Here is a 24,541-nt window from a genome sequence, read left to right on the forward strand (position 1 = left end):
AGCGTGCACAGTAACCAGTTAATGGCAGATTGCCCAAAGGAATCCACGTTCCAGAAGAGAGACTTCCCTCATATTGATCTCATCACCTGTGAGTAGGCTGACGAAGGTTCCTGTCTCCTGTATCCATACTGTTTTGGGGTGGTCGCTGAAGTTGAAAATGCCAAAAAAACGTTCTCCATCCATCTCTCTTGATATACAGAGCACCCCGTCGTCCTTTACATCGTAGGTGCAGACATCCGCTTCAGGTGAAAATACTTTCTCTGTTTTACGAATCTGTTCCAGCTTTTTCAGCATTTGGAAGATCCTTCCCGCTACTGTAGTCTTATTTTCCCGCAGAGCAGCCAGCTCCCAATGAAATGTTCCTCTGTGCAGATATCTGGAATCCTGACATTTCTCGGGATCCCTTTTATAACTGTAGTCATTTACCTGACCGATTTCGTCCCCACTGTAAAGCATAGGGATACCGGTCAGGGTAAGTACAAATGCATGCAGGGTGACATCCATTCGGATTGCAGCTGTAAGCTTCTTCTGGTTCTGTTCAAAACCTGCGCTCTCAATCCCGCACATGGAGGCTGTCGTTCCACAGAACCGGGCATCCCGGGTCACTGGATCATCGTTGTAAAGTTCTCCCCTGCTGACACTTCCTGGAACCCTGCCTGTATAATAGTCATTTAAGAACTTTTTATGGCTGGTCTCCTTCATTCCCCAACCCTCTAAGGTTTCATAATCAAGTCCCCATCCAATGTCGTCATGGCAGCGAAGATAATTTAAGTAAGTATATTGCTTTGGGAGTTGGCTGATAATATCCAATTGCTGCCGTAAAAGTCGTATATCCCCGGTTGCTGCGCTGTTCCAGATAGTTGCCATAGTTGTCACATTGTAAAGCATATGGCATTCCGGTTTTTCCACGGTGCCAAAATAAGGTACGACTTTCTCCGGTTCCATAACTACTTCCCCCAGCAGAATCACACCCGGGCATACAATCTCACATATCATACGCATCATGCGCACAAGGGTATGTACCTGAGGAAGGTTCCTGCACTTGGTACCCAGCTCTTTCCAGATATAGGGAACTGCATCAATGCGTACAATGTCGATTCCCTGATTAGCCAGATAAAGAAAATTATACATCATCTCATTAAATACCCGGGGGTTTTGATAATTCAGATCCCACTGATAAGGGTAAAAGGTAGTCAGAACATGGTGATTCATCTCTGGAAGATAGGTGAAATTACCCGGTGCAGTAGTGGGGAATACCTGGGGCATTGTTTTCTCATACTCTTTGGGGATGTCATAGCTGTTATAGAAAAAATAGCGGCTCATATATTCCCCGTCTCCACTCCTTGCTCTTCTGGCCCACTCATGCTCATCGGAAGTATGATTCATGACAAAGTCCATGCAAACATTAATTTCATTGCAGTGGCATGCATCCGTAAGTTTTGCGAGGTCCTCCATAGTTCCCAGATCCGGGCGTACCTTCCGAAAATCAGCTACGGCATACCCACCGTCAGAGCGTCCCTTTGGAGTATCCAAAAGTGGCATCAGGTGAATACAGTTTATATTTCCGGATTTCAAATATGGCAGCTTTTGCTGGACGCCCCTTAGATTTCCCGCAAAATTATCTATGTACAGCATCATTCCAAGCATTTTATTGCTTTTAAACCACTGGGGATTTCTTATCCGCTTTTCATCCCGGCTGCGCAGCGTCTGACTGCGCTCTGTGTAATACCTGTGCATTTGAGTACACAGCTCCGCAAACATATCTCCATTTCCGTAAAGCTCCATATAAAGCCATCTCAGCTCATCGTGGTGTTTTTCTAATCTTTTCTGAAAAATTCCTGTCCTCTTACCCATGCTATTCTCCTCAACTATTAATTCCAGTCAGTATTTGATCCACATGACCTGAGATCACATTCTTCAGTCCATATACCACATGGCTAATTACATATGCCCCATTGTTTACAAAAATTTCAATCAGATTAGGGGAAACAAAGATATCCAATTCGTACCTGCCATTCAACGCCGGGGTCTGGGACTGGGTATGATAACCTTCCAATCCCTGAAACACCTGACTGCGGTCTGTACATATGTGGTCCTTCTCTATCCAGATTATGTAACCTCCGATATTCAGTTCTTGTTTTTGTAAAGTGGTTGCTTTCAGACGGAATGGTTTACTCCAGTCTAATTCTTCTATATTCTTTACTTTTCTGCTCATGTACCGATCTATCTCAGGATAAATAGGAAAGCAGATATGCCCATCCTGAACTTCCACTATTCTTGGAAGGCACATAAGTCCATTCCACGGAGCTTCCCCCTCCGCTTCTACTGCCTTGGGCATTCTCATCCAGGCGATCATTACACGTCTGCCATCCCGGTCCAGATTTGTCTGAGGTGCGTACAGGTCTGTCCCATAGTCCACAGGCTGTAAGTTGGTTGAAAGGCTAAGTTCGCAGTTCTTATCATTAAAATCTGCCAGAGTGCAGAAGGGCCGGTCAGCATATTTCAGGCCATCGCCTTTGCCCCCTATTGACGACCCGATCAACACATACCCATTGTCAGTCAAAAAGAGATCCGGGCACTCCAATATTTTTCCAAATGCTTCACTTTGGTATTGACTGGCATACTCCCAGTCAATACCATCTCTGCTCTTGTAAAACAGTGCACGTCCAATCTTCCCCCGATATGTGCTCCCCAGAAGCATATAGAAAGTATCCTGACTCATCCATACTTTAGGGTCCCTTGTGTGCATAGGGTCTGCCAGTTCCTCATCCCTGCACACAGGAATGAGCTGCCTTTTTTGATTCCAGTTGTCAAAGTGAATACCATCGTCTGATATTACCAGAGCCTGGCTGGTCTCAAACCCCTCATCTCCTGCCTGATGAATGTTATCCGCCCTCTCACCCAGATATTTGACAGCTGAGTAGTAGAGATAGAGCTTATCATCCTTCTCCAGTGCACTGCCTGAAAAGACTCCGTTTCTGTCATAGTCCTTTGTAGGAAACAGTGCGACTCCCAGATGTTCCCAGTGTACCAGATCTTCACTGACCGCATGCCCCCAGTGCATGGTTCCCCAAACAGGGGCATAGGGGAAATACTGATAAAAGAGATGGTATCTGCCCTGATAATAGATAAAACCATTAGGGTCATTCAACCAGTTTCCCGGAGCTTTCAAGTGCAATATATCCTTTGTCATACAAAACTATCCTCTCTTATTTTTTATTTTACCGCACCTGCTACAACACCGCTGATAATCTGCTTTTGCAGTACAATATACAGAATCATGATCGGAATAACGCACAGCAGAAGTCCTGCCATAATTGTTCCATAATCTGCAGAATAGGTTCCGTAGAAGCTGTAAGTGGACAGGGGAAGAGTGAGCAGCTTCTTGTCAGACAGTACCAGCGACGGAAGCAGGAAGTCGTTCCAGAATGCAAGCGCATTCAGAATGACCATTGTGGAGATAATGGGCTTTAGAAGTGGAAACACGATCTTGAAGAAAGTTTGTGACCGTGTGCATCCGTCTATATAGGCGGCCTCTTCAAGTGCAATGGGTACGCTTCCTTTGATAAATCCATGAAACATAAACACTGACATTGCCATGGAAAATCCTGTGTGCATAAAAATCAGTGTAAGCCTGTGATTTAACAGATTCAGCATCCCGCCGTAGATGCTCACGAGTGGAATCATGATTGCCTGAAATGGAATAATCATGGACGCCACCATCAGCGCAAAAGTAAGCTTGGAAATAACATTATTGTGGCGCACTATGTAATATGCCAGCATTGCTGCCAGCAGAGTTACAAGCAAAGTGGCAGAAACGGTTACAAATACTGAGTTTTTAAAAGCATTCAGAAAATCCATCTGTGTAAACGCCTTGGCAAAGTTGTCAAAGGACAGACCCTTGATGGTAAACAGCCAGGAAAACGGACTCTTGATAATGTCCCTCTTCTGCTTCAGAGAATTGATTACTACCATAAGAAATGGAAACATATAGGCTGCAAAGATAACTATCAGACCTACTGTGGTTAACATACTTATTGTTTTTTTCTTAATGCTGCCTTTTGTATTTTGCTTCATTACGCTTCAACCTCCTTTTTCTTCGTCAGATATACCTGTATACCGCTGACACACGCTACAATGAGGAACAAAATAAGCGCCTCTGCCTGGCCAACACCAAACTGTCTGGAGGTAAAGGCCTTCTCATATACATGCATAGCTGCCATCGCTGTTGTTCCGTAGGGTGCTCCTGCTGTCAAAGACAGATTGACATCGTATACCATAAATGCCCGGGATAATGTCAGAAACAGGCAGATGGTTACGGAAGACATCATAAGCGGCATCACAATACTTCTCATTTTTCTCCATCCGGTAGCGCCATCAATACCTGCGGCTTCCATAACATCCTCGCTCAATCCCATGAATCCAGCCACATAGATTAAAATCATATATCCGGAGAGCTGCCATACGGACACCACCACCAGAGCAATAAATGCCTTTGTAGGATCGGAAAGCCAGGAGACTCCGAACAAATTCCATCCTGTTGCCTCACCGAGGTTCACAAATACTCTGGAAAATACAAATTGCCAGATATATCCCAGAACAATGCCTCCGATTAGGTTGGGGGTAAAAAAACCTGCCCGGAAGAAGTTCTGTCCTTTTATTCCCCTTGTTAGTAGATAGGCCAGGAAAAATGCCAGAATATTTACCAGAAGAACTACCAAAATAACATACTTAAAAGTCAGCAGCAGGGAAGTCCAGAACTGTCCGTCCTTAATTACTCCCAGAAAGTTCGTAAGCCCTATGAAATTCTTCGTTCTGGCAACTCCGTTCCAGTCTGTCAAGGTCAGATAAACTCCATAGAGAAACGGTACCATTACAACTGCAAAAAAGCAGAACATGCCCGGTAAGGCAAACATACAGAAATCTTTTCCATTATTTTTTCTTTTCATTAATTCCCCTTCTTTCCTATTTCTGTTCTTCCCAGTAACTATCAATGGACTGGATTAGTTCGGTCCGGTCACTTCGGTTTGCCAGGTACTTCTGCATAGCGGCTCCTAAAACGGACCAGTGGTCATTTGGAACAATTGCCGATGCGTTGAACGCCTCATCTGACTGCACCCTTTCATAAATATCCCTGCTGAGCGGATCTGCCGGTTCGTAAGGATTGTTGGTAAAGGGAGGTATTAAATTGCAGGTTTTTACCAACATCTGCTGGCCGATTTCAGAAAAGACAATCCAGTTCATAAACTCCTTTGCTGCCCGTTGTTCCTTTTCAGAGGCCATCTGGCCGTCTAATATAACCTGTTTAGATGGAGATGCCTGAATCCTGCTGTTGGCAAAATCATCCGGATTATTGTTCATAAAGTATGGAAGGAAACCGTAATCATCCTCATTTCCGGCTCCGGCCTCTGACAGGTTGGGCCACGCCCAGTTTCCATTAAACCAAAATGCAGTCTTCCCGTCTGCAAGATCGATCGCCATCTCATCATAATCAGCGCCCAGCGGATCACTTTTAGCCACGTTGTATTCCTTGAGTACGTCAAACATATCTAAAAACTGCTGTACCCGGCCATAGGATTCCAAATTCAACGTTTTGTCCTTTATCTTTTCAATCGCCTCTTGTGCGCCCTCAGAGGTGCCGTCAAAAGTCTCATATATGTATTGTAGATGATGTGCCCCAAGAGACCAGTCTTCTTTTGCCATGGATACCGGGTTTTCCATACCGGCTTTTCTGAGTTTTTCCAGCAGTCCTTTAAAATCATCCAGCGTGGCAACAGATTTGGGATCAAAGTTACTTCCCAGTGTCTTTTCAATGACGGATTTATTGTATATGATTCCCCTGCCTTCAATGCAGAGCGGAAAACTGTAAACGTTTCCGTTCACTTCGGTAAGATAGCCTTCCGCCTCTGAAATCCACGCTTCACTGCTCAGATCAGCGGCCTTTTCTTCTGCCAGTGCAATGACGTCAGTTGTATCCAGAATTGCCATTGTAGGAGGTGTCCCTGAATTGTACATACTAACTACCTTGGTGTAAGGGGAATCTCCTTCAGTTACAGGCATTACCTCAACATGCACGCCAGACTTTTTTTCAAAGACCTCTGCCATCTTTTCCAAAGCGACCTGAATCTCCGCCTTAGAGTTTAATAATGTGATTTCTGCACCGGCCAATTGTGTGTCATACTCAAACGTATCCACTGAGGTGTCAATAGGTACTTCTTTTTTTTCTTCGTTGGGGTCATCCGGATCGCTCGCAAACCCAAAGCGGCATCCGGTCAGCGTTGCAGCTGTCAGTACCATAGCCAACCCTAGCACAGCAGCTCTTTTTACAGCATGTTTTCTCATTCCATCAATCCTCCTAATCTGGGAAATTACATTCCCTGTCGCCTGTTCGTGTAACAGATGAATAACCGGTAAAGTAACCGGTTACTTTATAGTGACATCATAGCATACGAATTACGAAACGTCAATTAGGAATGGGATTTTCGTTAATAATAAACGAAAATCCCATTCCTGCTTTGTTCACCTTTTACAAAACCGGTTACTTAACCGATTCTCATTGCCCTTCTCCTTAATTTTTGTTATACTGCCATTAAGTGACTATTGATTTTAACAGAAAGCAGCGTGATTTCATGAGAAAAAAAAATGTAACCTTTGACGATATCGCAAAATATACAAATTTTTCAAAGACCACTATTTCCCGATATTTTAATAATCCGGACTCCCTGACGCTGGAAAATCAGCAAATTATCTCAGATGCTCTGGTCAAACTGAATTACAAAGAAAACAAAGTGGCGCGTATTCTTGCGAATGGCAAAACAGAGTTTATCGGCATCATTATCCCCACCCTCTATCTGGGGTATTATTCTGCAATGCTGGATCAAATTTTATCTACGTATGAGACTTTTGGCTACAAGTTTCTGGTTTTTATTGGAAATGGAAATGAAGAGAATGAGCGGAAATATATCAGGGAACTGATGTCTTATAAGATTGAGGGCATGATTATTCTGAGTCATACCATTCCGTCCCGGGAACTGTCTGACCTTCAGATTCCCATTGTGACAATCGAGCGGGAGGACAAATATGTATGCAGCGTCAATACGGACAATTATATGGGAGCCGTACAGGCAGCCAGTCTGCTGGCCAGGCACGGATGTGATATACTGATACACATTAACACTCCTACGGCAGAGGACACGCCTACTTATGGGCGTATCCGTGGATTTAGAGATTTCTGCGGGGAAAATCATTTGAAGCACGAAATTATTATTCAAGCGCTGGGGAATACCCATGCATCCAGCCAAAGCCATCTGGAAGAGATTCTGAAGGACTTGGAACAGCGCTATAAGGGCTGCAAAAAAGGAATATTTGTCTCTAGTGATACATATGCAAATGTGCTTCTCAACCTGATTGTGCGTAAATATGGTACTTTGCCGGAAGATTACCGAATCATTGGTTTTGACAACTCCCCGGTATCTGGCGAGGCAATCCTTCCCATCAGTACTATTGGGCAGCAGATTGATAAACTGGCCTATGAGGCAGTGGAACTACTGGTAGAGCAGATGAATGAACGCAAGAAAAGAAAGCCCATTCCTTTGAAAGAGCCTATACACCGTACAGTCCCCCCAATTCTGATACGCAGAGAGACAACAGAGGGGACCTCTGAAATTAGTCTCCCCTAGAATGTGTTTGATCATTCAAAGCTATTCTGTGTATATTTACTATGATGGATATATCTTCTTTTGTCAGTTACCATCCTAAATTGATTAACTAACAAAAGAAGATATATTTTTTTGATACCGATTCCCAAGAAAGAAGAATTCTTATAAGAAGTGGATGCTTGCTATTCAGGCATGATTGCATTCAGAGGAGGAAATGGTAAAAATCAACAAAATTCATCTGCAATTATTGTGTATTATCCCATATTGCGTTTCCGGGCACGCAATGGTATTATAAACACATAGAGGAGGCGTGTCCGGACACGCCAAGGCACATAAATCGAATAATCAGAAAAGAAAAAGGAGAAAAGATTATGTTAAAGGTCGGTATTATTGGAGCAGGAAGAATTGGAAGAGTACATATTACAAGCATCAGCACAAGAGTAAAGGATGCACAGATCAAGACGGTTGCAGACCCGTTTCTGAACGATGAGACAGCAGAGTGGGCAAAGAGCATGGGTGTTGAGCACACAACAAAAGATTACATGGAGATTATCAACGATCCTGAGATTGATGCAGTTCTGATCTGCTCATCTACAGATACACATTCACCGATTTCACTGGAAGCTATCAAAGCAGGAAAGCATGTTTTCTGTGAAAAACCAATCGACCATGATGTCGATAAGATCAAAGAAGTCATCGAAGCACTGGAAGGAACCAACCTGAAATACCAGGTAGGATTCAACCGCAGATTCGACCACAACTTCGAGGCAGTCCAGAGGGCAGTTGCAGCAGGAAAGGTTGGAAAACCAGAGATCATCAAGATCACATCCCGCGATCCTGAGCCGCCGAGCATCGACTATGTAAAAGTATCTGGTGGAATGTTCCTTGATATGACAATCCATGATTTTGACATGGTACGTTTCCTTGCTGGATGCGATGCAACAGAAGTATACGTACAGGGTGCGAACCTGGTTGATCCGGCAATCGGAGAAGCAGGAGATGTCGACACGGCAGTCATCACACTGCAGATGGAAAACGGTGCGATTGCAGTTATCGATAACTGCAGAAAAGCAGTTTACGGATACGATCAGAGAGCGGAAGTATTCGGTTCAGAAGGAATGGTTGCATTAAGCAATGACAGCCAGTCCAGCGCGGTGATCAGCAATGCAGAAGGCGTAACAGGCGAGAAGCCGATGTTCTTCTTCCTCGAGAGATACATGGAAGCATACGGAAAAGAAATCTCAGATTTTATCGATGCAATTGTAAACGACAAAGAGACTCCGCTGAATGTAATAGATGGCCTGAAGCCGGTATTAATGGGACTCGCAGCTCAGAAGTCACTGGAAGAGCACAGACCAGTTAAGATTTCTGAAATTATGTAATCCAAAGTAATAAAATTTGTAACTGTTCATGGTCCTGAACAGTTACTAAAATTTACTAAATATATGATGGAATAAAGGAGAATATAAAATGTTTGATAAGAATAAAGTAAAATTAGGAATCGCACCAATCGCATGGACAAATGATGATCTTCCGGATCTGGGAAAAGAGAATACATTCGAGCAGTGTGTCAGCGAGATGGCACTGGCTGGCTTTACAGGTTCAGAAGTAGGAAATAAATATCCAAAAGACCCAGAGGTGCTCAGAAAAGCTCTGGAACTCCGTGGAATCGAAATCTGCAACCAGTGGTTTTCTTCATTCCTGATCACAAAGCCATTCGAAGAGGTAGAAAAAGACTTCCGCGCACAGCTTACCTTCCTTAAGGCTATGGGAGCAAAGGTAATCGGCGCTTCCGAGCAGAGCCACAGTGTACAGGGAATGCAGGATACTCCGATATTTGGACATAAATATGTAATGAATGACGAAGAGTGGGAAACTTTCTGTACAGGCATGAACAAACTTGGAAAGATCGCGAAAGAGGAATACGGCATTGCCCTTACGTTCCATCACCACATGGGAACTGTTGTACAGAACCCGGATGAGGTAGAACGCATGATGGCTAATACAGATCCCGAATATGTAAGCCTGCTGTTTGATACAGGACATTTCACATACTGCGGGGCTGATCCTCTGGAGATGGTAACGAAATATGTAGACCGCATTAAACATGTACATCTGAAGGATATCCGTCCGGAAGTTGTAGAAAAGGTAAAGAACGAGAACTTAAGTTTTCTGGAAGGTGTACGCCTTGGCGCATTTACCGTTCCCGGAGACGGATGCATCGACTTCGATCCTATCTTCAAGGTGCTGGAGGATGCAGGATATGAAGGGTATATGCTGGTAGAGGCAGAGCAGGACCCGGCTAAGGCAAATCCGCTTGAATATGCTATGAAAGCAAGAAAGTTTATTGCGGAGAAGACAGGGTTATAATAAATGAGGATATTGAAATGAAACTGGCAGCCGTGAAATCGGAGGAATCTGATTTTGCGGCTGCTTTTTATGTTCAATTGGATATGGAGATGGTATACTTATAGCATGAAAGGGAAATATGAAGATTTACGATTTAGCACAAAATCGCGACGGAGGGATGGAATATTATGACGCTGAAAAATAAACTAGGTATCACCGATGCAGTAGAATTGGCACGAACGGAAGAAAAGATAAGTAAAAAGAAAGCTCTCGAGATGTTTGAAAACGGTTATCTGGAAAAAATGGAAAGCGGGAAGTTTTCGTCGCTTGCCCAGATTCATCAATATTTATTTGGAGAAATATATGATTTTGCCGGTGCAGTAAGGGACGTTAATCTTGCAAAAGGGAATTTTAGATTTGCTCCGGTGATGTATCTAAATGCGGCTTTGGATAATATCGATGCTATGCCCCAGTCAACTTATGATGAAATTATAGAAAAATATGTTGAAATGAATATTGCCCATCCTTTTAGAGAAGGGAATGGGCGCAGCACCAGAATATGGCTTGACTTGATTTTAAAGAAAGAGTTGAAAAAGTGCATTGATTGGAGCAAAGTTGACAAAAATGATTACCTTCTTGCTATGGAGCGAAGTCCAATAAAGGATGTAGAAATAAAATATCTTTTGAAGGATGCACTGACAGATCAGGTGGATGACCGAGAGATTTATATGAAAGGCATTGATACGAGTTACTACTACGAAGGATACACGGTCTATAGGACGGAAGAATTACGGTGATGGATATGAAAAGAGAAAAGAAGAATAAAGCGTACCAATTAAAGGCAGCATTAAAAAATATGAAACCGGCAACATGGTGGGCCAAGGCCAGAGTCATTGGAGAAATTGGAGGAGATGTATGATTTAGATTATATCATTATTTATGCAGACAATTCGGTTACAGTGCCAGAAGAAGTAATTGACGCTTATAAGAAAATAAATACTCCTCAATTCCGTAATCTGAGAAAGCAGATTGTATGGATGCAGGCATGTCTGGAAATGCATGCTATGATTTATGGAATTGCACCGGTTGAAATCGTGTACCGGATGTATAGGAAACGTCCGGGGTACAAGGTAAAAAAGGAAGAATTCCTGCAAATATTCCGGGCTGTTCCCGAAGAATGTAATCTTTGCGTGATAAAAGACGGGAAGATTATCATAAAGGAGATATTGAAAAACAATCTTTATCTGGAAATTGAGAAGAGCCAGGGAGCCATAGAGTTCTATATACCGGGATACGAGGAGGTATTGGATTGTATGGATCATAAATATCCGTCCAAAGATCCGGTTTATCAGGAATTGAAGAAATTTCTGAGCACAGAAATGCATCTGGAGGAGACAGAAGTGACAGAAATTGTCTGCACGATATGGAGCCGGGTATCATTAGGATGTGATTTTCATGATGTTATGGATATGCTGAATGAAATGAACATTTGCTTTTCAGGTGACCAGAGGTTTATGAAGTTTGCCGATATAATGATGAGGGTTAATAACCATACGAGAATGCTGTCAAATCGAGGGTACACACCGCAGGAATTAGTAGCGGAAATGGGGGTGGGGGCGCTGCAATCAGAAGGGCTCATTCCGACACTTGTGCCTATGAGCAGCGTGACGGCTGATATGCTGAGTTCATCGAAGAAGGAATTGGAAGAAAGAGGCTTTGGTATTGATTTAGATTCTAATGCACAGGTTATTCAGACAGGATTTATGCGGGATGGCAGTGTAGAAAGAGGACAGAAAAAGATATATCCGAATGATCCCTGCCCTTGTGGAAGCGGCAGGAAATACAAGAAGTGCTGTGGGAAGAAGTGGGGATAGAAGGGCTATTCAATTTGGGGCATTGGTGGTATACTAATCATGTTACAAAATGATAGATATATAGGAGCAAAATACTATGCTGAACATATTTTATGGAGAGATGCCGGAGGCTATTTTCAATACTTCAGTTTATTTTAAAAATATATATGAAGATGAATGGATTATGGATTCTATGGCAAAGAGAATGATTCTAGATATTGATAAGTCAACAGTGCTGGATAGTGGAGTGATAGACAGCCCTGTCATGGGAAAGATTCCACCAACCAGTTTATCAGGGGGCGTGAAAACTTTGATACTAATGAAAAATGAACCCGAGAAGATATTTAATGCCTCTGCCTGTGGAGATAATTGTGCAAAATGGATACTGCAGTTGGCAGAACAACAGGATTTCACAATTAACCTCCGGCATTTGATGGATTTTGGCAGGGATGCATTTTCCATTAGAATTTTAAATACGAATCAGATTGTTCATAATATGAAAGAGTTGATTCCGGTTGCCGGGAAGCTTGTATAGGTGATATTCATGAAAGGGAAGTATAGAATTACGGTTCAAAATAAAAGAATCCGATATGATTTTGAGATTAAAAGAAATATTACAATAATTCGCGGTGATAGTGCTACAGGCAAGACAGTATTAGTTGATATGGTACGTGAATATTATGAGAATGAAACAAAAAGCGGTGTTGCGCTGCAGTGCAGTAAAAGGTGTGTTGTATTGGAAGGGAAGGGTTGGCAGACCCAGTTGGCTTCTTTCAAAGATAGTATTGTGTTTATTGATGAAATAAGTGAATTTGTATCATCAAAAGAATTTGCAGCAGATATTCAAAAGACCGACAATTATTATATTATTGTGACAAGAGAAAGTCTTTCTGCATTGCCATATAGTGTGAATGAAGTTTATGGAATTAAGAATTCTGGTAAATATGGCTCTTTAAAGCAGACATATAACGAACTTTATCAACTGTATGGCCAAGATGACTTTACATGCGTAGTTAAGCCTGAATTATTGCTTACTGAGGATTCTAATTCAGGTTTTCAGTTTTTTAATACTGTTTGTAAAGAGCGGCGGATAGATTGTGCTTCTGCGAAAGGAAAGTCAAACATCTTTTCGTATCTGACCAAGCATAAGAAAGGGAAAGTTCTGGTTATAGCAGACGGTGGAGCATTTGGCTCGGAAATGGATAAGCTGATGAAGCTGTTGGATATTCGAGAAGATATTGTGCTGTATCTGCCGGAATCTTTTGAGTGGTTGATTTTAAATTCAGGAATTATACAAGATAGCGAGATTCCTTTGATTTTGGAGGCACCGTATGATTATTTGGAAAGTAGTGAGTATTTAAGCTGGGAGAGATATTTTACAGCATTGATAGTAAAGAAAACACAAGGTACTTATCTACAGTATAATAAGCGTGTGCTAAATAAAGTATATTTGCAAACGGAAGTATCAGATAAAATTTTAAAGAGTATGGAAAATATAAGTCTCTCTTGGAAAGATTCCAGTGATTCGTAGATATAAGTCATACACTCCTTTCCCCCGGCATACATTGTAAAAACAATGATTGCAGGGGGATTTTTTTGAAAGATTATATTGAGGAGAGAGCCGTGGAAATCGCCAATTATATCATAGAAAACAGTGCTACGGTACGGCAGACGGCAAAAAGTTTCGGGATCAGCAAGAGTACCGTACATAAAGATGTAACAGAGCGGCTTCTTCAGATTAATCCTGCATTAGCGGGAGAGGCGCGCAAGATATTGGACATGAATAAGTCCGAACGGCATATACGCGGCGGACTTGCCACCAGAGAAAAGTATCTCCATCAGCATTAGGGAACTGCCGGTTTTGTGAGGTTGATGTTTATGCTATAATGATTATATGCATTAAAATCAACTTTCTGCAAAGAACAGTTTTTATGACAGGAGAGAGACTTGTGAAAAAATACAGAAGAATCTGCGCCGTCCTGATGGCAATTTTACTGACGGCAGGACTTGCCGCGGGGTGCACGAAGGAAGAAAGGCCTGTAGAAGTAAAGAGGGAAAAGGTGACGCTCTGGTATTACTGGAGCCAGAGCTATAGTAAAAAGGAGCTGGCATATCTGGTGGACAGCTTTAACCGGTCCCAGGACCGGATTGAAGTGACCACCCAGTATGTGCCGGATGAGGATTTTAAGAAACGGCTTGCACTCAGTATGGCGGACGGGAATATGCCGGACCTTGCGCTTGTAGATTCGTCCGATTTCAAATATTTTCACGCAATGGAGCCGTTTGTGGACCTGACGGATGAAATAGACGGGATTGAGGAATACCTGCCCGCAGTGAAGGAGGCATGCACGATAGACGGCCGGATGATGGGGCTGCCTTATGGAATGAACTGTACCGCCCTGTTTTATAACAAGGAGATTCTCAAGAACAGCGGGGAAGAGGTGCCAGAGACGTGGGATGAACTTTATGAGACTGCCGTCAGGCTTTCGACGGATACCCATTGTGGATTCGCCATGCCGGCTTTGCAGAGTGAAGAGAGTGTATACAGTTTCCTGCCCCTGCTGTGGTCTATGGGGGGATCGGTGGATCAGCTGGATTCGCCGCAAAGCAGGGAAGCGTTTCATTTTCTCAGAAAACTGACGCAGGCAGATGCGATGAGCAGACAGACGATCAACCTGACGTCGGGGGACCTGATCCGTCAGTTTGTGGAGGGCAATATTGCAATGATGGTCAACTCCACGACGATGATTGATTCTGTAAGGGCGATTAACCCGGCTCTGGAGTATGGCGTGACGGCTCTGCCGGCAGCAGGAGACGGCACAAGAATCTCGGTGCTGGGAGGAGAAGTGTTTGGGGTTACAAAAGGCGGACATCAGGAGGAAGCAATTGAATTTTTAAAATATATCAGTGATAAGGACAGAATGGAGGAATACATGGAACGGTCTTCCTATATGGCCCCTCGCGCCGATGTACTGGAAAACCAGTATAAGGAGGACTCCCTGAAGCGAAGTATGATAGAACTTACCAAATCTGCCAGAACGAGAGAATTTTCGGTGGAATGGCCTTACATTTCTATTGTCATTACAGATACAATGGAGGCAGAGATTATCGGTGAAAAGGACGAAGATGAAATCTTCCTTGATGCAGCAGAACGGATGAAGGACATCAGGGAGGGAGAACGATGAAGCGAGAAAGAACACTCAGGAAAAGACTGGCATTCGGGTTCCTGATGGCGGCGCTGATACCGGTGAGCATCTTTGCAGTCATATCACAGGTCCGTTTGAGGAGCAGTCTGGAAGACAATATGAACGGGCGTATTAGCAGCAATATTAATAATGCCGGACAGTGTCTGGATATGGTATTGGACAAGTATGCCACCATCCTGTATGATATGTGTACAGATGACACGATTATTGATACGGTGGAAGAGATCATACAGGACCAGGATGATCTGGATGTCAATACGAGTACTCTCAGACATGAACTCAGCCATATCTGCAACCGTAATGACGGAATAGAAGGGATTACCATTTTTCTGCGGAATGGGAATGTGATCTTCTATGACCGCCTGAATTCTTCGTCGACGAACAGTATCTGGGCGGATGAGATTGTATTTCCGGAAATCGAAAAAGGGGAAGTCTATCAGGGCGTAACGACGCCTGTTACGGCAAATGAAAAGAAGAACTATCTGTTTCAGATTGGAAGAAAACTGGTTGATTATAAAAATATCCATGAGCAGCTGGGTACTGTAGTCATAAGTATTAACGAGGAGCAGATCAGGGAGGCACTTGTGACGGGAATGGATAATGCAACGTATCTTCTGGACGGCGATACAGTCATCAGTTCTCCCAATTCATCTGATATCGGCAGAAAATTTTCCGCCATACAGGACACGGCGTCAAATAAATACACAGAAGCGTCAAATACAAAGAGCGGCTTTACCCTGTGCAATGAGCAGCCGTTAGAAGACTATCATATGGCGATATGGGAGCAGGTCCTTTTTCTGTGCGTGATTGCGGTGGTTTCAGCGGTCACGATGCTGTTTCTGATTTACCGGTTTACTAAGCCGTATCTCTTTGCAGTGGATTCTCTGGTAGAGGCGATGAACGAGGCGGAAGAAGGGAACTTTGCTGTAAGCGTGGAGGTTCCTGATAACATGCCTGTAGAGATCAGGCGGATCAGCGGCGGATTTAATGAGATGGTGGTACATATAGACAGTCTGATCGGGCAGGTGAAGGAAGCTGTTGTAGAGCAGAAGAATGCCGAGCTGTCAGCACTGGAGGCGCAGATCGACCCACATTTCCTGTATAATACACTGGATACGATCAACTGGAAGGCGATTGAAAATGAACAGTATGATATCAGTGAAATGGTCGGGTCGCTGGCAGATATCCTGCGCTACACCGTAAAAAACGCCGGGGGGACGACGACAATTCGTCAGGAAATGGGGTGGCTGAGAGAGTATACAATGCTGCAGGCAGCGAAACTGGGGAAGAAGCTGCATATTGATGAGCAGGTACCGGAAGAAATCATGGGCTACCAGATACACAAGCTTATACTCCAGCCATTCGTGGAAAATGCAATCAAGCATGGTTTTCCGGAAAAAGAAGGGGAATGCTGTCTTCGAATTATAATCAGGGCTGCTGGGGAACAGCTCCACATTATTATAGAAGATAATGGACGGGGAATTGCACCTGAGATACTGAAAAAGCTGAATGATGATTCGGAAGAAATGGACGGGCATGTGGGAATCACGAATGTCCGGAAACGGCTGAAACTATACTATGGAGAGGAAGCGGACATTTACTTCGAGAGCCTTCAGGGCAGCTATACGAAGGCACACCTATTCATACCCCACCAAACAGCACGGGGGAACGCTGTGCGTGAATGATGTCAGAGAAGGAGGTTCTATAAATGCGGATCGTGATAGTAGAAGATGAAGCGCCAATCCGGGAAGGGATTGCGAAAATACTTCATAAGATAAATCCCGATTATGAGCTGGCGGGGACAGCGGCGGACGGAAAGGAGGGGTATGAGCTAATCAACAGTACAGAGCCGGATCTGGTAATTATGGATATTGAGATGCCCAAAATGGACGGGCTTAAGATGCTTGGGAAACTGCGGGGCGAGGGGAACCAGTGTAAGGTACTGATTTTATCCGCATATTCTGATTTTAATTATGCGAAACAGGCCATTGAGCTGAACATCGAGAATTATCTGCTGAAACCAATAAAGATACCAGAACTGAAAAGGGCGCTCCAGCAGATCGAAAATGCACTTGAAAAGGAACAAAGCCGTGATATGGCATTTTCTGTGGAAGGGATTTTTCTCGCATGTTTAAACGGGCAGATCAAGCCGGATGCCCAGTTTCACAGCCTGACAAAAGAACGGTACGGGTTTACGGTGGAAGAACCGGCGGAGGTGTTTGTGCTCTGGCTTGGGAGCGGGTACGAGGAGCAGAAAAAGTCGGCAAGAGAACTGTTGGAGGATGTTGGTGACCATACCGTAAAGTTTGCCTCCTGTGTGATAGAGTCAGACGTATGGCAGATGCTGATCATGATCCTTTACCGCCTGCCCCGGGAGGCCACACAATACCAGTATTTCCGGACATCGGTCGTACCCATGCTGTGCAGTAATCTGAAAAGTCCTGCTGTCTGCCTCTGGAGAAGTGTGGACAGCCTGCTGGAGCTTCCAAAAGTAATGGAGGAAATGCTTAAGGAACGGGAATGGAACCTTCTTCTGGAAAAAGGCAGCCTGATTCGGCAGGAGGATATCGAAGCCATAAAAACGGTTCCGTTAAAACACCCGACAGAACTGGAGGACAAGGCCTGTCAGGCGGCAAAACGCGGAGATAAAGAGAAGGTAATCGAATATTTTAAATTATTATTTGAGTATTACAAAAAGGCACTGCATACGCCGGATGAAATAAAGAAGTCTGTTATACGTTTCAGCTGGTCGGTATTCAATGCATACAAAGAAACGCAGGGGATAGAAGCCGATCTGAAGATCCAGAATATCCTGCAGGCCATTTCTGAAGCAGTCAGCTGGGACCAGATAGGCAGCAGCCTGAAAGAACTGTTTGAGATCATTGACCTGGAAATCCCGGAAGAGGAAGCGATGCCGGTCAGCGTACTCGTACAGAAAGCGCAGCAGCAGATCCGCAAATATTACGATCAGGGAATCACGCTTGAAGAAGTCGCGAACAAGCTGTTCGTGTCAGAGGAATACCTCAGTGCCCTGTTCAAAAAGGAGACCGGGACAACCTTCTCGGAGACAATCAGGAAGTACCGGATAGAGAAGGTAAAAGAGCTTCTGCTTGATACACACCTGAAGCTAAACCAGATTGCCGAACTTGCCGGTTATTCAGACCCGAAATACATGAGCAAAGTCTTCAAAGAAGAAATGGGAATGCTTCCAAACGAATTTCGCAAGTCAGTCCATTAAATATTTCTACCTTTTTCAAATATTTTTACCTTGTGATTGGAAAAAATTGTGATATGATGTCGATAACAAAAAAGCAGAGGCTAATCGAAGGTAAAATAGATATTCTGAAAAAGGAGAGAAAACAATGAGTGAAATGATGATTAAATTCAGCAACCCTGAAGAAGTATTAGAGTTTGTAAACAAAGTGGCAAAATATCCGTATGATATGGACATGAAGAGAGGCAGATTCGTGGTTGACGCGAAGTCAATCCTCGGAATTATGAACCTTGGATTCAACAATCCGATCGAGCTGAAAATTTATGACGAGAACTGCTCAGAGCTTGAAGAAGAACTCTCTAAATATAAAGCTGCTTAAAAACGGGGTGTTCCACGTACATGCTTTTTAACATTAGTACTAAAGCAGATATGGAATTTAACCTAATATTTACATTTATTACTGAAAAAATTGTTATTGCTTGTCTGTGAAAACTTCTCGGCGTATAATAAAATGCGTTGAGGAGTTTTTATCTTGTTTCATAGGAATGAAGGAAGAAAGTTACTGAAAGAGGAAATAAGAAAACGTATGAAAGCAAAAGTAGACAGGAGTGCCTATTTATTCGATAATAAGGCACTGAGGGCATTGATTATCCCGCTGATCATCGAGCAGCTTCTGGCTGTCCTGGTCGGCATGGCAGATTCTATTATGATAGCGAGCGTAGGAGAGGCGGCAGTATCTGGTGTTTCACTGGTAGATAACATCATGGTACTGTTTATTAATGCATTTGCGGCTCTCGCCACAGGAGGCGCCGTTGTGTCCGGGCAGTACCTCGGACAGAGGAACGAAAAGTCCGCCTGCGAGGCATCCACACAGATTGTCTGGTTTATCACGATTATTGCAATCGGAATCATGGCAGTCATCTATTGCGGCAAATGGTTTATTCTGCATGTAGTATTCGGTGCAATCGATGCAGATGTCATGGGACACGCAAACACTTATCTGATGATCGTAACCGCATCCATCCCGTTTATGGCACTGTATAACGCAGGAGCGGCGACATTCCGCGCAATGGGGAACTCCAAGGTTTCCATGCAGGTTTCCATCATTATGAACATTATCAACATCGGAGGAAACGCAATCCTGATATACGGTTTCCACCGCGGAACAGAAGGCGTGGCGATCCCCACACTCGTATCCAGAATGGCGGCTGCAATCATGATCATGGCACTGCTGTGCGACCAGAAGCGCCAGCTGCACGTGAAGCGGACACTAAAATATCATCCCGACTGGCGGATGATCAAAAGAATCCTGACGATCGGCGTCCCGAACGGTCTTGAAAACAGCATGTTCCAGCTCGGCAAGATACTGGTACTAAGCCTTGTATCTACATTCGGTACATACGCAATCGCGGCAAATGCAGTCAGCAACGCCGTGGCACTCTTCCAGATCCTCCCCGGAATGGCCCTCAATCTGGCAATCACATCCGTCATCGCACAGTGCGTCGGTGCGGGAGACTATGAACAGGTACACTACTATACAAAAAAACTGGTCGGGATCGTGTATGTACTCATCTGGGTCATGAACGCAGCAATCTTCATGCTGCTTCCTTTGATATTAAGAGCATATAACCTGTCAGACCTGACAGCCGAGACAACAAAACAAATCTTATACTTCCACAGCATCAGCTGCATGATCATCTGGCCGCTGTCCTTCTCCGTGCCTTCGACACTCCGCGCGGCAGGAGATGCACAAGTCACAATGGTCATATCAATATTCTCCATGTGGGTATTCAGGATCGTGTTCAGCTATATACTTGGACGGTATATGGGCATGGGCGTATTTGGGATATGGGTGGCAATGGTCATTGACTGGTGCTTCAGGGCAGTATGTATGTGCGTTAGGTATGTTAGAGGAAAGTGGAAGTTGAAGAGAACCATATAGTGTTGGGGACGTAATCTTTCTTAGGAAGGCTACGTCCCCAATTGAGTTTTGTGGTGTCACTTTTTGAAGTTTGCCCTGTACCAAAGTGAAGTTATTCACAAGTATTCTTGTATTATTGTGGAAAACTACGGGAAAATCGAGGTATAAGGTGAATTTTTCACAAAGAGAGTCTTGTAAAACGGGAAGTGCTACTTTATAATAGGTAAGTAAATCAAAAATAGCTGTTTCACAGCTTTTTTATTTTGAGCAGGAGGAAGACTTTGAAGAACGAATTAGTGATTGTCCTCGATTTCGGCGGACAGTATAACCAGTTAGTCGCAAGGCGTGTCAGAGAATGTAACGTGTATTGCGAAATCTATTCTTATAAGACCGATATAGAAAAAATCAAAGAAATGAAACCGAAAGGGATTATCCTGACGGGGGGGCCGAACAGTTGTTATGAGGAGGATTCCCCGACTTATTCTAGAGAACTTTTTGAACTGGGAATTCCTGTGCTGGGACTGTGTTATGGCGCCCAGCTGATGATGCATGTCTTAGGTGGTAATGTGGGACGTGCCGAAGTGCGGGAATATGGTAAGACGGAAGTGCTGATTGACAAGCAGGATTCGAAGGTATTTGAAAATGTATCTACACCTACGATATGCTGGATGAGCCACTTTGACGCTATTTCACAGGAGGCTCCGGGATTTGAGATTACAGCTCATACGGCTGATTGTCCTGTAGCGGCAGCTGAGAATGAGGCAGAAGGACTGTATGCGATTCAGTTCCATCCGGAGGTGCTTCATACAGTGGAAGGCACAAAGATGATCAATAATTTTGTGAAAAATGTTTGTGGCTGTGCCGGAGACTGGAAGATGGATGCTTTTGTTGAGGAAACGATTGCGGCTATCAGGGAGAAGGTTGGTAACGGAAAAGTACTTTGTGCTTTGTCCGGTGGTGTAGATTCATCTGTGGCAGCTGTTATGCTTTCTAAGGCTATCGGATCACAGCTGACTTGTGTATTTGTGGATCATGGCCTGCTTAGAAAAAATGAAGGCGATGAAGTGGAGGCGGTTTTCGGACCGGAAGGTCATTATGATCTGAACTTTATCAGGGTCAATGCCCAGGAGCGGTTCTATGAAAAACTTGCCGGTGTGACGGAGCCGGAAGAGAAGAGAAAGATCATTGGTGAAGAGTTTATCCGTGTTTTCGAGGAAGAAGCGAAGAAGATCGGAACAGTAGATTTCCTTGTACAGGGGACTATTTATCCAGACGTCGTAGAGAGTGGTCTGGGCGGAGAATCAGCAGTCATTAAGTCACATCATAATGTAGGCGGGCTGCCGGATTATGTTGATTTTAAAGAAATTATTGAGCCGCTGAGAGATCTGTTTAAGGACGAGGTGCGCAAAGCTGGATTGGAACTGGGGATACCGGAGAGGCTGGTGTTCAGACAGCCATTCCCGGGGCCGGGACTTGGAATCAGGATCATCGGGGAAATAACCGAAGAGAAAGTAAAGATTGTTCAGGATGCCGACGCTATTTACCGCGAAGAAATGGATGCGGCAGGAATGAACAAGATTGTCGGCCAGTATTTTGCAGCGCTTACGAATATGCGGTCTGTAGGAGTTATGGGAGATGAACGCACCTATGATTATGCAGTGGCATTAAGGGCTGTGAATACGATAGACTTTATGACAGCAGAATCCGCAGAAGTGCCTTGGGAGGTGCTGCACCGGGTTACCAGCAGGATTGTAAATGAAGTAAATCATGTAAATAGAGTATTCTATGATCTGACGGGGAAACCGCCGGGGACGATAGAGTTCGAATAACGGACAGAACCCCGGAAATGTTGATAAAATGGGCATTTCCGGGGGTGTTTTATGTCGTTTGGCTCTATTTAGAAAAATTGACTTTCTTATATGAGTATGGCGGAGGGGAATGAGCCCCTCTTTACAATCGCCCACGCATGGTTATAGGTTACGCCATCTGTCCACTCTTGCTGCTTTACAGCCACGCACATACCACAAGAAGGATTTTATTATATTTTGATTTACTTTAAGAGTTCATCATAGGTGGTTTCCAGACAATCACGGATACCACGAAGCTGTGTGCCAGTAATATGCTGAATACCACGCTCAATCTTAACTAAGGCTTCTAGGGTCATTCCGATTTCTTTTAAATCCAGCATACCAATCAATTCAGTCTGCCCAATTCCTTTTTCTAATCGTATTCTACGAATATTTCCCCCAATATCAATTCCGTCTTGCTTTATTTTTTGTTCCATCATTTATTCCTTTACGAGTGGACTAAAATTAGTCCGTTTTCTCTTTATCTTATAAAGAAAAAATGATAGAATGGGACTAGGATGAGTCCACTTGAAGGGCGAAATGATAACAGCAGAAAAAATATGGATGAAATCCTATTTTAAAGACCCATGTTTATGCTCATGCTGTGCGATTGCCTGCCGAATTAGATATAACACTTCTCCATTTATGGAACGCCCGTCAAATTCAGCAAGACTTTTTAATTTCTTATGAGTTTCGGAATCAATGCGTAATCCCAGATGTTTAACTTTTTCCATAATATTTCCTTTCTGCCTAAGTTAAGTACAAAACAAGTACAGTTAGTAAGTACATTTTAAGTACACGGGGCAAAGTAATGTATGGAAGTACGAAGATAAAAAAGCTATTTCGCTATGTTTAGTGGACTTTCAGACATTGGAGATTTACTCATTACAGGACTGGTATCTGGCATGTTCTACAAGAGATTATTGGGTTGAAATGGACATTGAAGGAGAAAAGGTTGGCGTTAATGCGTTTTACCTTCCGACAAGGGATTAGAGTTGTATGACACTTTGTTTGGGATTTATTTCATAAGACTCATTGATGCTTAGGAAACATGAACTTTACAGATGAATTATCCAGTAGTATTATAAACATAAATTAAGAAAACATCCATACCAAAGTAAATGCTCCAGAAGTAGTATTATCTACTTCTCAAGGCAATTCGCCCATACCATTGATAGACGGGGTATTATTTTTTTCTCTTAATCTTCCAAATGCTTCCCCTTCCTATCTATTCCATCAATACGGATAAAGGGATTCAGGAGTATTCTTCTCTGTCATAGGTACTTTCCATCTGGATGTTCTAGCATACAGGGGAGTAGTGTTCCATTAAAATTCAAATCTTTTCCCTCCCCGGCAGAATTCCAGTATAATTGGATGGTTTTTTGGTGTATCTATCATATTTGAAACTAGGAGGTCTTTTATGAAACGTGAATTAGGAATTGCAAGATGTGGGCTTGCGTGCTGTTTGTGTTCTGAAAACACAAGCTGTCAGGGGTGTAATTCAGGAAAATGTCCGGGTAAAGAATGGTGCGAAAATAGGAAATGCTCAATAGAAAAACATAACTCCCACTGTTATAGTTGTAGAGAAGATTGTAGGAAAGGTCTGCTGTCAAAAATAAAGCCGTATGGTTTTACTCTATTTGTTAAAAGATATGGAGAAGAAATGCTGCTAGATTGTTTGGAACATAACGAGAAAAATGGCGTTGTATATCATCGTGATGGTATTGTTGGGGATTATGATGAATTTGACGATGTTGAAAAATTAATTGCGTTTATTAAAGAGGGAAAGTGTTAATTTGCATATCAGAGGAGTTAGCAAATGGTTGAAGTAAAGTTTTATGATAACATTGCAGACGAACTGCTAAAATTTGCAGTTATCATTACAAAACATAATGGGAAATGGGTTTTTTGTAAGCACAAAGAACGAGAAACATATGAAGTACCCGGCGGACACAGAGAAGATGGTGAAACAATTCTGGAAGCCGCGGAGCGAGAGTTGAAGGAGGAGACCGGTGCCATTGATTATGTAATCAAACAGGTATGCATATATTCCGTTAAAAAAACGGGAATTAACGAAACTGTCAATGAAGAATCGTTTGGTATGTTGTTTTTTGCGGAAGTTTATTCTTTCGGGGATATACACAGTGAAATTGAAAACATTATAATTTGTGATAACCTGATTGACAACTGGACATACCCACAGATTCAGCCAAAACTACTGCAGGAGGCAGAAAGACGCAAATTTATATAACTTGAGTTTATCAAGATGTTATGTTTTAGATACCTTGAAATCTTATTGTTAATAAATTTCTGATTCTGCTTTCATTTGTCAGAAGCCTGAAAAGATAAGGACAGTTCAGAATATAATTGCTGAGCTGTTCTTTTTTTAGGAACAGCGGTTGTATTCATACATTTCCCAATTCAGGGATTTCCTTATACCCCCATATAAAGTATAATAAACATTAATACCAAACAATTTACGCTGCGAGTAAG

23 protein-coding genes and 1 pseudogene are annotated in these 24,541 nt (G+C 43.2%); 17 read left to right on the forward strand and 7 right to left on the reverse strand.

Going from position 1 to position 24,541, the window contains the following annotated elements; all coding sequences use genetic code 11:
• Window positions 1-18: 18 nt before the first annotated feature.
• The 5 genes from A8806_RS04785 to A8806_RS04805 are packed head-to-tail and all read right to left on the reverse strand — an operon-like array spanning window position 19 to window position 6,342.
• Complete coding sequence (locus tag A8806_RS04785; protein ID WP_109730042.1) at window positions 19-1,854, reverse strand: alpha-amylase family protein; 1,836 nt, start codon at window positions 1,852-1,854, stop codon at window positions 19-21.
• A 10-nt stretch (window positions 1,855-1,864) separates the two neighbouring features.
• Entirely contained in the window at window positions 1,865-3,193 is a 1,329-nt protein-coding gene (locus A8806_RS04790) for a glycoside hydrolase family 32 protein (protein ID WP_109730043.1), read from the reverse strand.
• A gap of 23 nt (window positions 3,194-3,216) precedes the next feature.
• Window positions 3,217-4,077: a carbohydrate ABC transporter permease gene (locus A8806_RS04795; protein ID WP_109730044.1), complete on the reverse strand. Its 861-nt coding sequence runs from the start codon at window positions 4,075-4,077 to the stop codon at window positions 3,217-3,219.
• Window positions 4,077-4,949: a carbohydrate ABC transporter permease gene (locus tag A8806_RS04800; RefSeq protein ID WP_109730045.1), complete on the reverse strand. Its 873-nt coding sequence runs from the start codon at window positions 4,947-4,949 to the stop codon at window positions 4,077-4,079. Before A8806_RS04800 ends, A8806_RS04795 begins: the two co-directional genes overlap by 1 nt.
• Window positions 4,950-4,965: 16 nt before the next feature.
• Entirely contained in the window at window positions 4,966-6,342 is a 1,377-nt protein-coding gene (locus A8806_RS04805) for an ABC transporter substrate-binding protein (RefSeq protein ID WP_109730046.1), read from the reverse strand.
• 287 nt (window positions 6,343-6,629) lie between these two features.
• Here A8806_RS04805 and A8806_RS04810 point away from each other — a divergent pair, with 287 nt between their 5' ends.
• The 15 genes and pseudogenes from A8806_RS04810 (at window position 6,630) to guaA (ending at window position 22,030) form a co-directional block, all read left to right on the forward strand.
• A complete protein-coding gene (locus tag A8806_RS04810; RefSeq protein ID WP_109730047.1) occupies window positions 6,630-7,679 on the forward strand; it encodes a LacI family DNA-binding transcriptional regulator in 1,050 nt (349 codons plus the stop codon).
• Between the two features lie 350 nt (window positions 7,680-8,029).
• A complete protein-coding gene (iolG, locus tag A8806_RS04815; protein ID WP_109730048.1) occupies window positions 8,030-9,040 on the forward strand; it encodes an inositol 2-dehydrogenase in 1,011 nt (336 codons plus the stop codon).
• Between the two features lie 88 nt (window positions 9,041-9,128).
• On the forward strand, window positions 9,129-10,028 hold the full coding sequence (gene iolE / locus A8806_RS04820) for a myo-inosose-2 dehydratase (protein ID WP_109730049.1): 900 nt from the start codon (window positions 9,129-9,131) through the stop codon (window positions 10,026-10,028).
• A 167-nt stretch (window positions 10,029-10,195) separates the two neighbouring features.
• Entirely contained in the window at window positions 10,196-10,804 is a 609-nt protein-coding gene (fic, locus tag A8806_RS04825; protein WP_109730050.1) for a protein adenylyltransferase Fic, read from the forward strand.
• On the forward strand, window positions 10,804-10,926 hold the full coding sequence (locus A8806_RS26740; protein WP_278321098.1) for a hypothetical protein: 123 nt from the start codon (window positions 10,804-10,806) through the stop codon (window positions 10,924-10,926). Before fic ends, A8806_RS26740 begins: the two co-directional genes overlap by 1 nt.
• Before the next feature lie 865 nt (window positions 10,927-11,791).
• A pseudogene (locus tag A8806_RS27180) lies at window positions 11,792-11,881 on the forward strand (SEC-C metal-binding domain-containing protein); the annotation flags it as partial.
• 76 nt (window positions 11,882-11,957) lie between these two features.
• Complete coding sequence (locus A8806_RS04835) at window positions 11,958-12,395, forward strand: DUF4869 domain-containing protein (protein ID WP_109730052.1); 438 nt, start codon at window positions 11,958-11,960, stop codon at window positions 12,393-12,395.
• Window positions 12,396-12,404: 9 nt separating this feature from the next.
• A complete protein-coding gene (locus A8806_RS04840) occupies window positions 12,405-13,391 on the forward strand; it encodes a translation initiation factor 2 (RefSeq protein WP_109730053.1) in 987 nt (328 codons plus the stop codon).
• Window positions 13,392-13,456: 65 nt separating this feature from the next.
• A complete protein-coding gene (spoIIID, locus tag A8806_RS04845; RefSeq protein WP_109730054.1) occupies window positions 13,457-13,708 on the forward strand; it encodes a sporulation transcriptional regulator SpoIIID in 252 nt (83 codons plus the stop codon).
• A gap of 101 nt (window positions 13,709-13,809) precedes the next feature.
• The gene (locus A8806_RS04850) at window positions 13,810-15,045 is read left to right on the forward strand and encodes an ABC transporter substrate-binding protein (protein WP_109730055.1); all 1,236 of its coding nucleotides are present in this window, start codon (window positions 13,810-13,812) and stop codon (window positions 15,043-15,045) included.
• Window positions 15,042-16,751, forward strand: a complete 1,710-nt coding sequence (locus A8806_RS04855) for a sensor histidine kinase (RefSeq protein ID WP_109730056.1) — start codon at window positions 15,042-15,044, stop codon at window positions 16,749-16,751. The genes A8806_RS04850 and A8806_RS04855 overlap by 4 nt, the downstream gene beginning before the upstream one ends.
• A gap of 23 nt (window positions 16,752-16,774) precedes the next feature.
• Window positions 16,775-18,304, forward strand: a complete 1,530-nt coding sequence (locus A8806_RS04860; protein WP_109730057.1) for a response regulator transcription factor — start codon at window positions 16,775-16,777, stop codon at window positions 18,302-18,304.
• A 124-nt stretch (window positions 18,305-18,428) separates the two neighbouring features.
• Window positions 18,429-18,659, forward strand: coding sequence for an HPr family phosphocarrier protein (locus tag A8806_RS04865; protein WP_109730058.1), 231 nt, complete (start codon window positions 18,429-18,431; stop codon window positions 18,657-18,659).
• A 207-nt stretch (window positions 18,660-18,866) separates the two neighbouring features.
• Window positions 18,867-20,222 (forward strand): MATE family efflux transporter, encoded by a 1,356-nt coding sequence (locus A8806_RS04870; protein ID WP_109730232.1) that lies wholly within the window; start codon window positions 18,867-18,869, stop codon window positions 20,220-20,222.
• 260 nt (window positions 20,223-20,482) lie between these two features.
• Window positions 20,483-22,030, forward strand: a complete 1,548-nt coding sequence (gene guaA / locus A8806_RS04875) for a glutamine-hydrolyzing GMP synthase (protein ID WP_109730059.1) — start codon at window positions 20,483-20,485, stop codon at window positions 22,028-22,030.
• Window positions 22,031-22,251: 221 nt separating this feature from the next.
• On the opposite strand, the gene A8806_RS04880 is transcribed toward guaA, so the two are convergent.
• Together A8806_RS04880 and A8806_RS04885 are read right to left on the reverse strand one after the other, a co-directional pair.
• Window positions 22,252-22,485: a helix-turn-helix domain-containing protein gene (locus A8806_RS04880; protein ID WP_109730060.1), complete on the reverse strand. Its 234-nt coding sequence runs from the start codon at window positions 22,483-22,485 to the stop codon at window positions 22,252-22,254.
• 135 nt (window positions 22,486-22,620) lie between these two features.
• Complete coding sequence (locus tag A8806_RS04885; RefSeq protein ID WP_109730061.1) at window positions 22,621-22,782, reverse strand: type II toxin-antitoxin system antitoxin; 162 nt, start codon at window positions 22,780-22,782, stop codon at window positions 22,621-22,623.
• A gap of 686 nt (window positions 22,783-23,468) precedes the next feature.
• Here A8806_RS04885 and A8806_RS04890 point away from each other — a divergent pair.
• Window positions 23,469-23,843 (forward strand): hypothetical protein, encoded by a 375-nt coding sequence (locus A8806_RS04890; RefSeq protein WP_109730062.1) that lies wholly within the window; start codon window positions 23,469-23,471, stop codon window positions 23,841-23,843.
• 24 nt (window positions 23,844-23,867) lie between these two features.
• Window positions 23,868-24,299, forward strand: a complete 432-nt coding sequence (locus A8806_RS04895) for an NUDIX hydrolase (RefSeq protein ID WP_109730063.1) — start codon at window positions 23,868-23,870, stop codon at window positions 24,297-24,299.
• Window positions 24,300-24,541 lie beyond the last annotated feature (242 nt).

The sequence above is a fragment of the Faecalicatena orotica genome (assembly GCF_003149245.1).
Classification (GTDB): domain Bacteria; phylum Bacillota; class Clostridia; order Lachnospirales; family Lachnospiraceae; genus Faecalicatena_A; species Faecalicatena_A orotica.